This is a genomic window from Chitinivibrionales bacterium (genome assembly GCA_014728215.1).
GTDB lineage: Bacteria > Fibrobacterota > Chitinivibrionia > Chitinivibrionales > WJKA01 > WJKA01.
In genome coordinates, this window is sequence record WJLZ01000201.1 from 1 (window position 1) to 9,087 (window position 9,087).

7 protein-coding genes are annotated in these 9,087 nt (G+C 49.0%); 3 read left to right on the forward strand and 4 right to left on the reverse strand.

Translation table 11 applies throughout. The annotated features are described in order from the left end of the window. The first annotated feature begins 401 nt into the window (after window positions 1-401). The gene (locus GF401_18295; protein ID MBD3347009.1) at window positions 402-824 is read left to right on the forward strand and encodes a hypothetical protein; all 423 of its coding nucleotides are present in this window, start codon (window positions 402-404) and stop codon (window positions 822-824) included. A gap of 57 nt (window positions 825-881) precedes the next feature. Beyond that, the gene (locus GF401_18300; protein MBD3347010.1) at window positions 882-1,601 is read left to right on the forward strand and encodes a hypothetical protein; all 720 of its coding nucleotides are present in this window, start codon (window positions 882-884) and stop codon (window positions 1,599-1,601) included. A gap of 405 nt (window positions 1,602-2,006) precedes the next feature. Here the strand turns inward: GF401_18300 and GF401_18305 are convergent, their stop codons facing one another. From GF401_18305 to GF401_18315, 3 genes are all read right to left on the reverse strand, one after another. Continuing rightward, window positions 2,007-3,209 (reverse strand): aminopeptidase, encoded by a 1,203-nt coding sequence (locus tag GF401_18305; protein MBD3347011.1) that lies wholly within the window; start codon window positions 3,207-3,209, stop codon window positions 2,007-2,009. A 344-nt stretch (window positions 3,210-3,553) separates the two neighbouring features. Further along, window positions 3,554-4,852 (reverse strand): hypothetical protein, encoded by a 1,299-nt coding sequence (locus GF401_18310; protein ID MBD3347012.1) that lies wholly within the window; start codon window positions 4,850-4,852, stop codon window positions 3,554-3,556. Then, window positions 4,840-6,195, reverse strand: a complete 1,356-nt coding sequence (locus tag GF401_18315; protein ID MBD3347013.1) for a 4Fe-4S dicluster domain-containing protein — start codon at window positions 6,193-6,195, stop codon at window positions 4,840-4,842. The genes GF401_18310 and GF401_18315 overlap by 13 nt, the downstream gene beginning before the upstream one ends. A 459-nt stretch (window positions 6,196-6,654) precedes the next feature. On the opposite strand from GF401_18315, the gene GF401_18320 reads away from it, so the two are divergent. Next, a complete protein-coding gene (locus tag GF401_18320) occupies window positions 6,655-7,956 on the forward strand; it encodes a hypothetical protein (GenBank protein MBD3347014.1) in 1,302 nt (433 codons plus the stop codon). Between the two features lie 81 nt (window positions 7,957-8,037). On the opposite strand, the gene GF401_18325 is transcribed toward GF401_18320, so the two are convergent. Next, window positions 8,038-9,054 carry a glycosyltransferase gene (locus GF401_18325; GenBank protein MBD3347015.1) on the reverse strand — a complete coding sequence of 339 codons (1,017 nt, stop codon included), beginning with the start codon at window positions 9,052-9,054 and terminating at the stop codon, window positions 8,038-8,040. Window positions 9,055-9,087: the final 33 nt, after the last annotated feature.

Sequence of the window (9,087 nt, forward strand, 5' to 3'; positions counted from 1 at the left end):
AGAGCATAGGATTTTTGATTTTCGATTTAATATACGTCTTTTTGTGGCTTTTTCAAAATGAGCGTACCTTGTCTCGGGCCGTTATTCAAGGAAACCTCAAAAACGGCTGTATAACATAGGTAATTCATATCAAAGCCGGGGTGGTGGATGATATCATCGACGGCATAATCGTGATTGGGAATATTTATATATAAGCAGAAAACCGCAATTTTTTCAGCAAATTCTTTGCATGTCCTGTAAATCCCGTCCAGAAGCTCCGGCAGCAATACATTTTAGCAGATTTGATAATACAATTGGTTGATTCGCAAAATCGAGTATGTTTCATCGGATACACTGAAGCCTTTTTCTGTAGGTACTGTAAGTATTGTGGTTATGGCATAATTATTGCCTTTTAACCGGTCATGTATGAATATATCCCGGTTTTATTTTCGGTCAGTATTGTCATAGCACTTTCGCTGCTCATCAAATCGCTTTCCGGCCGGTTGAAACTCCCTCCTCTCACCGGGTGGATACTGCTTGGGTTTCTGCTCAATTTTATCTTCGACCGGTTTGACCGGGCTGAAACCGGATTTTTGGAGGTGATCGAAATCCTCGGGCAAATCGGTGTGGTCGTCCTTTTATTCAATATCGGTCTTCACAGCAAATTAGGAAAGCTTATCCAATATTTCAGCAAGGCGAGTCTGGTCTGGTTGATTAATGTAGTGATCAGCGGGGCGGCCAGCTTTGGCGCCGCACGGTATCTTCTCGATGCCGGTATGGTTATCAGTATGATAATTGCAGTTGCATTAACCGCAACGAGTATCGGAATATCGGTGATGAGCTGAGAGAGTGCCGATGCGCTCGATACAAAGGAGGGGCAATTACTCGTAGAAGTCGCCGAGTTGGACGACATATCAAGCATCGTTCTCATGGCATTTGTTCTGTTTTTCATCTCATCGGAACAGGGTAATGCCTTTTCTGCACTGAAACAGACGATCCCCCCATTTTTGTTGCGCATTATCGTTTTCAGTGTTCTTTGTATTGTTTTCATGAGATACATTGAAAAACCGCTTACCCATTTTATCAGGGGCCTTGAACCGGAACAGGATCTTGTTATAACCATCAGCGCAATTGCGCTTATTGTCGCCTCCGCGGCAGGTCTTTTCGGCTTTTCAATGGCCATGGGCGCTTTTTTCGCAGGTCTGGCTTTCAGTCGCGACCCTGAAGCCGTCAAGTGCGAAAGCTCCTTTAAGCCGCTTTATGATCTTTTCAGCCCCTTTTTCTTTATCTCGATCGGATTCAGCATTGCCCCCTCTTTTATCACGTCCTCCGGGGCCACCGGCCTCATTATTCTGGCGGCAGCCGTTGCAGGCAAACTTGCGGGAACGATTTTTCCGTTTATGCTGTATACGAGCCGCAGGCAGGCTTTGACATTAGGGATAAGTATGGTCCCGCGGGCTGAAGTAGCGATGATTATTATTCACCAGGCTCACCGGATAGCACCCGAGATGGTACCGCAATCGATAGTGTCGGCGATAGCTCTTGTGGCAATAATTACCGCAATCCTGTCACCCATTATTATCGAAGGGCTCCTGAAAAAAAAACCGCCTTCAGGCGCGTAGAATTGTTTACAGCAGAATAGAAGCGTCACCCTCAAGTAAATAAGAGTCCCCAACAAAATGAAGTCCTGCTCTGGCCGGCTGCTAAAACCCATTGGCTTCGTTTGGCTGCATCGCCATATCTCAGCGGATATGTCTGCTTCGGGCTTCGCGGCACTCGGCTTTTCGCTCGGCCTCGGGTCATCATGTCCATTTATGAGATGATTTCTAGGGACTCTAAGTCATCCTTTGTGGAATGTACCGGGAATCGAGCTGAAAAACGGCATGATTATTACCGTCCATAGCGAACCTCTTCTTTACGAAGTATTAAGTATGATTTTGAACGCGATCGGGTATCCGGCACAAATCCCGGGTGAAATGCATCCGCTTCCACCCGGTGTTACCGAGTTTGTGGGGCGCCTTTTTTTTTTAATGCAAAAAGGACCCGTGCTCGTAAATAATTTTTCGTGACCCGTCTTTCATGATGGCTGTAACCGTCTTGTCTTCGGTGTTGACCATGTCCCAGTGGAGGGCCGAGGTGTTGAAACCAAGCCGCCTTTTCTTTTCGGCAGTGAGAGCGGATACGTTTCCGTTATAGGTATCCGAGTATGATTGACCGACTGCAATATGGGAATTGCCGTGTGACCCCCCGAAATTTTCATCGAAGAGCGTATCGGCCATGAATTTATTAATTCTGGAGAACCTTTTATCCGTAAGTGAAAACTCACCAAGCCGTTTTGCGCCGGCATCCATGGCGATCATCTGTTTGAGAAAGGGTCCACCCTGTTCTGCCTCCGCCGAAATCACATTTCCTTTTTTGAATACCAGCTTGATATTGCTTACCAGGTTCCCGCTTTGATAGGAGGGAAGGTTTGCACAATAGGCGCCGTCGGTACCGCGCCAGTCGGGAGAGGTGAACAGTTCAAATGATGGGATATTGTGTCCCGAGACGCCCATCCACCGTCGTTTGTCTCCAAGCGAGATGGTCAGGTCGCATGAGGAGGACTCGAGGCGCAAAGACTTGACAGGAAGACTGTTGAGCCATTTTTTGATTGTTTGCGATTCCCTGTGGATTTCCGCCCACTTTTTGACAGGATCGGTTTCGTCGAGATAGCAGGCCCTGATTATCTGATTGGTATATGCTTTGATGCTCAGGCTGGCCTTTTCGGCAAGCGCCCTGGTGGGTATGGTACACAGGGTCCATCCCAGAAGTCCCTTTTCTTCTCGCTGTTCCATGATTTTTCGCATTGTTTTCCGGGCAAGCAAATAATCATTGATCCGCTTTGGATCGACTTCTTTAAGATGGGTCAGGGAAGCCGGTGCTGAGAGGACGATAGAACCATTGGCATTTTCGTACAGGGATTTGTCCCAGGGACCGATAAATCGACGCTGTTTTTGATCGGTAACGGTATAAAACTGCTTTTCCATCGTGGGAGTAGGAAAAAGTTTCATAACCGGGACCCATTGTTTTTCCAGTATTTTCCTGTGAACAACTTCTGCAAGATCAAGTGCATCACGTTCGATCCTGAGAATAACTTTGTCATAGGCTTTGAATGGCTTTGTGCGCGCGGTTTGAAGTCCCCACAGAAGGACATCGGCATAGCGTTCCAATTGCGTTTGTGTAAAAACCATTACCGGTTTCCTTTCTGGTAAGATGACGAATAGTGTTTCCGGCCGAAGCCGCTCATTGGATTTTCCGCAATGCGGAAAGAGAATGTTCTGAATACCACTATCGATATGTAAGGGTGAGTATATATTTCAATTAAAATACATTCAAAACCGAGAGGCTTTTACAAATAGCCGATCCGCAGTAAAGGAAACACCGAAAAAACCAAAAATCTCTGCAAATACTATCGTTGCGGTTGTATCATTTAAAAGCAAGTTGAATGATTATTGTAAGTATACTATAAAGAATATGGGTGGGATCCGGAAACCTACAGATTTGGTGTATACTGCTGTTAGTTACCCTGTGCAAATCAAACACCGATATCCGAACAGAACAGCGATCGCATCTTTTCTGCGGCAGTATAAATCTCATTTTCCAATTCAGGTATCCGGGTAGTGATTGTTTTTTTAATTTCGCGGCGATTTGCCCAGATCTCTTTGCACAGATTCCAGAGCCGGGTTTCATCACAGTCACGGCATGATAAACCGCAGTTTTCCTGTGCGAATCTGTCAAGAAGAGCTCCGTATTTGTGGTGCCATCCTACTACCACTGTGGGAGTTCCTTTTGACATCGCCGCCACAATGCTGTGATAACGGCTCGCTATCAGAAGGTCACAGTGTGCTATTACACCCTTTTGCTCCGGCGCGGTTCGCTGACGGGCAGGATAAATCTCAATATCCTGTTTTTCACTAATCTGTAACAGAATGTCTTCAGCAACAGCAGTGTCATCGTAACGCTTATCCGAAAGCTCATTGGGGATAAGAAGTATCCGGGCATTCCATTCCTTTCTGATACGATCGCAAATCCGTGCTATCAGTTGGATATAGGGTGTTTCCGAAGACCACTGCCGATGAATCTGGTGGCTTACCGAAACGCCTACACAGGGGCGGGAAGAATCGGGTTTAAGTTGTGGGTCGGCAACAGAGGGCATCAGGAAACCGGTATCCGGAGCTACAATCAGCTTTTCGGAAGGGATTCCACAGGAGAGCAGGTTGTTTTGTGATTCAATCTCCCTGCAGTAAACAAGTGAACAAAGGGACCCGAGCGCTTTTTGGGCTGCGAGTCTGCTCCAGATCCGATTCATGGGGCCGTAGCTTGCTGTATAATGAACCGATTTGATACCAAAAAACGCTGCTGTTTTCATCAAGGAATTACTCTTTATATACCTCTTGTATTTCATTTTCCTGAGGGAATCTGCAAAAGCAATTCCCCAGGCTTCGATATACAAATCTGAAGTCCTGATTTCTTCCGCTATCTCCGCTCCCTGCTCAGCGATAATATTATAGGAACCGAACTGTTTTCTCCAGACCCGACCGATTAAGGGGCCGAAATGGCGTGTGTAGTTATACATAGAGCGAAGCAACTTTCTTTTTCCTTTAGTCTGATTCCCGCTATCCAGTGACCCGTATACGAATCGAACATCCGGGTAATCGGGACTACTCACGGGGCTGCTTTCCGGTTTTTCAGAAATGTTGGTTGCTTCATGGTAAACAATACGGCAATCGGGAAAAGCATGTCTGAGCACTTTCACCAGACCGTGAAAAATTGACGGCCCGCCGAGGTTCATGCTTAGGGATGCTCCTGAAACAAATATTTTCATTTTTTCCATAATCCTGCTATCTTCTCTTGAATACTCATTGATCTGTTCCTCAGGTTCGAAAATCGCTTTCTGCCTATGATACAGGTTATTTTGATCAACGGCCAAAGCATTCGGTTATGACTGTAAAAGGACCACCAGTACATTTCGGCCGCTTGTTCCGCTTCCAGGGTGCTTTCAAAATCCTTTCCAAACACCGGAACATGCCTTCCTTTCCTTTTCCAGACCGCTATCCGGCCGCCGACGCTTTCTTTATATTTGTAATTCTGGGCCTCTAATGCTTTTTCGAGAGGAAAGGGCTCCACCCAGACATAGTTGTCGGCGGAAGCCGCAGAAATCAGGTCGGCTACATTTCTGTTCCGGACAATGCTCCACGAAATGCCGTCACTATACTTTTGGCGCAATTCCGGCAGGTGAGGATCAGCAAAGGAGATGTCGGCCAGCTCACAGGTTTGATCCGGGCAGACAAGACAGCGGGGAACCGTGAAATCATAATGGAACGCGGAGGTCAAAAGCCGACGCTTTTTCCGGTTTTTTTCGGTCGTACCCCTCTTGAATTCCCTGGTACCCCTGTTCGTTGTTACCTGAATGACCCCCGGCCATCCGCCGGCACGGTAGCGCAGGCCTGTTACGTTTTTGGGGGAGATATTTTTGTTCCGAAGAAAGTATTCGGTTCCAAAATGGGTCGACATATTCGCGCAGAAAAGGCCGAGAACGTATTTGATCCGCTCACGCAGCACCCGGCTTTGTTGTTGCCACTTTCGGAGTGCATGAACATGACAGGGGAGTCCTGCGACGGCATACCGTCCGGGGATATCAAGGATTTCCCGCAGGCCCCTGTTCACCGCACCAGGGCAGTATTTCGATCCCATGGCTGAAAGAATGTCGTTGCGGTTACGGGCAATCAGGGGGATAGTATGGAGTGGATTCCGGGGATCGGTTCCGAGAATGAGTGCTCCATCAATCAGCCCTTTTTCCAGCGCATACAAAAGCAGTGCAGTAACCAGGCCACCAGATGCGCTGTTATATCGAATCGATGCATTGCATGCATATCCCAGCAATAGTTCCCGGTAATTTCCCAGGAGTGGACGATGATAATCGCTTTTTATAAATTCTTTCGCCAACTGGTCGATAAGAATTTCACGCCCGGGACACACCGAAAGGCATTTTCCGCAATTGTTACAGGTGTCCTGGTCGATGAGAGGGAGATATCGGCCATAACGGGAATTCAGAGAAACCCGCAAACACTTTTTGGGGCAGACTGCCTCGCAGGTCCCACATCCCAGACAATTGCCTTCCTCAGCCACCTGGATAACCGTATTCCGGGTACTATTATCTTCTTTCTGGATAGTCATTTCCGCGCGAGACAATTCTTCCGCAGGCTGAAATCGATTGCGACCGGCAGAAGCTCTCTTTTTTCAGAATCTTTCCAGCCGATGATTTCAGGGTGTGAGGACAGGAACGAATATAATTTGCGGATTATATTATAGTTTTGACAATGATTCATATATTCAAAAATATCAATTTCGCCGATTTAAGTCAATTGAAGGCATGTTTTTGCCGCACCCTCGGTTATCATGCGCCGAATATCTTCAAAACAATCGGTTAATCATCCGCATGGTCGCATAATTGCGACCCTCTATGAACGAAGGCGCATATTTGCGACTGACCATAGATGTGCCCCCAAATGTTCAACAGTGGTAACATATTGATATTAGAAGGTTTACATGTTTTGGTTCCGGGTGGCATAGAAATTGATTGAACGGGATAACCATGAACGGTTCGTTTCACAATGTTTAATCCGGAGGTACAGAATGAATTATTTACGTACTGCTCTTCTCGTGTGGGTTGCCGGTTTTGCCGGCTGTGCGGTCAGTCCAATGAATCCTGATATCACTGACCCGGCACAGGTCACGGTACGGGTCCGGACAAGGGCGAGCACTCTTTCCAAGCAGCAGGCAACCCTGGAAACGACCTGGGACAGTCTGGTGGTCCGTATGGTTGCCCATGATATGGATACGATCAGGCAGGCATTCCCTCTTACTCCCACAGGCATTGCCTCTCAGACACTCGAGAAAGTGCCGGCAGGGAGCGAGCGCATAATAGAGGCCTGGACCGTCAACAGCGATGGCCTCATAATTCATGATAAAGCACGGGATACCATTTGTCTGGCGCCCAACCAACATGCTACCGTCAATCTCATCCTCGAACCGGCCAGAGGATCGATCTATATCGATCTGTTTGAAATCCCCACCTCGGTTGAATCGGTGTATGCCGCCTTTTTTGTTGCAGGCGGCGCAACCTACAGCACCGTTGTTCCCAGGTCGTCAAAAACCTTTGCCGGTATCGACAACATACCCTACGGACAAACCGGCACCCTCTACATCGCGGGCATTACCGATGCGGGCGACACAATCGGGGGCGCCTGGCGGCGGGACAATCTCGTTTTTGCGGCAAAAAACACCACCATCGAAGCGTCCTTTGTAAATGTCGGCACGGTCGGGCTCGATGTCACCATAAACTCTTCACAGGTGACCCTGGTCCGGGGCATCCTCGACAGCACGGTCTCGCTCCCTGATGAGCAGCGTTCGTCCGAAAACCTGCTTGTCATCTCCGAAATCATGTTCACCGCCGGGTCGGGCGCCGACGCTTCATGCGATTATATTGAAATACACAATCCCGCCGCAGTGCCGGTCTCACTGGACTCATTGATAATCGACATATCGGGATCCCGCAAGTATTTCACGGCAGTCGATATCGCCGCCGGGGAGTACTATGTCGTGGCCAACAGGGCCGCCGGGGTTGCTGGATGGATCGATTCGGGATGGGTTGACGATACCTGTAGTTTCGATCTGTACTCAACCAGCAACTGGGTAACACTCTACCGCAGGGATTGCGGTGTTGATCTCCCGGTCGACTGGGTCGCCTATGAAAATGACGACAACATTCAGGGTTGGCCAAAGCTTTCTTCATCGGCAAAAACCTCCATTGTTCTGGATTCACTTCCAGCAGATACCGAGTATAACAATTACGGTACCAACTGGCGGGAGGCTGTCTCGGAAATTTGGTGTGACGGGACACGCTACACAGGAACACCGGGGCATGCTGGCAGGTAGCGGAAATAACGGTACAAAATCCGGTTCGATTATCCCGATATCATCAAGCGAAAACACCTAACTTCCGGAACAGGTCATTATTCAGGCACAGCAGAGAAAACCGGCGCCTTCGGCAAACCCCTGTTGTGTCAGATATTCCCCTATCCGGTCCCGCATACCACGGGTGGCCATATACACGAGCACAAAAGCATCATCCGGCCCGGGAATGTTCCGGTAATCCAGTACCGGAAGGTCCAGCCTGTCGTGGCCGATCTTTTTGGGATCAACATCGATATATCCGGTAAGTGAGACGCTCTCCTGCTCCAGCATCCGCACCCGTTTGCGGGTGGTTTTACCTGCACCCCATACATAGACCGGGCGGTCAACATTGGCTTTCAGCCACCGTGCCAGGTAGGGTGCCTTACAGTGATAGAAGGCATCGGATGAGTACCGGTTGTTTCGGCGGGACAGGCGGTGAGGATAATCGGTCCAGAGCAACAAGGTTTCGGGCAGTTTTTCAAAGCGAACGCCTGCTTCCAGCCACCTGAGCCACAACTCGTAATCTTCGGGGAAATCGCCTTCCCGGTAGCCACCGAATTGATCGACACACTCCCGCCGGAACATCACGCTTGGATGGGATATCGGCGACTCCACAAACCGGTTGACAACAATCTCCTCGTGGGTAAGCAGCGAGTTTGTCCAGGTCACATAGTGCCGGTAGCCGCGGTTGTCTTGCCGTGCCGGGGGGATATCCACCAAACATGAAACCAGGCCGCACGCTGTGTGGGTATCAAGGTAGTCGGACTGGAGCTTCAGGCGCCGGGGTAATGAGATATCGTCGGTATCCATGCGGGCGATATACCGTCCCCGGGCACTGTTGAGACCCGCGTTCAGTGCTCCGACAATGCCGCCGTGGGGCAAGGTGAGTATTCTGATTCGGTGGTCCTGTTCCGCAAGGTGGGCAATAATCGGACCGGTGCGGTCGCCGGAGCCGTCGTCGATAACAATCAACTCAAGATCGGGTCCGGTCTGGGTGAGGATACTGGTGATTGCCCGCTCGATGGTTGACTCACCGTTACAGACCGGCATAACAACAGAGATGGGGGGCGGGTCTTTCATTGCAATAAAGTATTTGCGGTATAATCCAGCAAT